2 pseudogenes are annotated in these 820 nt (G+C 71.5%); both read right to left on the reverse strand.

The features are described 5' to 3' along the window. Positions 1-562, reverse strand: a pseudogene (locus DBR34_RS22410) (1,4-alpha-glucan branching enzyme); the annotation flags it as partial. 41 nt (positions 563-603) lie between these two features. Continuing rightward, positions 604-820 (reverse strand): annotated as a pseudogene (locus DBR34_RS22415) (starch synthase); the annotation flags it as partial.

Here is an 820-nt window from a genome sequence, read left to right on the forward strand (position 1 = left end):
CGCCGGCCGCCACGCGCGGCACGAAGATTTCCCATACGCCTGCCTCGTGACGGAACCGCATCGGATGGCGCGTGCCGTCCCAGCTGTTGAAGTCGCCCACCACTGCCACCCGGCGTGCGTTCGGCGCCCAGACCGCGAAGCGCACCCCCGCCACGCCCTGGTCGGTGGCCAGCTGCGCGCCCAGCCCGGTCCGGATGCTGTGCGGGTCGCCGTCGGGGATGCCGGCCAGCACGGCCGCGTCCAGCTGCGGCCCGAAGCCGAACACATCTTCGATCTCCTGCTGGTGCGTGCCCCAGTCCACCCGCAGCAGCGCTACCCCGGCACCATCGGTTGGCGCCTCGAACACGCCCTGGCCGCGCGCGGTCATCGGCGTCCACTGGCCGGCCTTGTCCCGCCGCTGTACACCCACGGCCCCGGCGAACAGGACCCGCAGCCACCAGCGGCCCTGCGCATCGCGGTGCGGGCCAAGCAAGGCAAACGGGTCGCCCGGCGCACCGGCCGCCAATGCGGCCAGTGCGGGCTCCAGCGCGTCGCCGGCGGGCAAGGAATCCTGCGTGTCCATAGAGCTGTGTTCGCTGGCGTTGGTCTGTTCGCAGGACACCTTCATGCGCGCGCCTCTGCGGTGCGCTGGTACAGGTCGATGTAGTGCGTGCCGGCAACCTCCCAGCCACTGGGCCGCAGCATCGCCGCGCGACGCATGGCGGCCATCAGGCGCGGCTGCCGGAACGTGCGGAACGCGCGTTGCACGCAGCGGCGCAGGTTGTCCACTTCGGGCCCATTGAACAGGAACCCGGTAACGCCATCGTCCACGGTATCGATC

Source organism: Stenotrophomonas sp. HMWF003 (assembly GCF_003061285.1).
Taxonomy (GTDB): domain Bacteria; phylum Pseudomonadota; class Gammaproteobacteria; order Xanthomonadales; family Xanthomonadaceae; genus Stenotrophomonas; species Stenotrophomonas maltophilia_AP.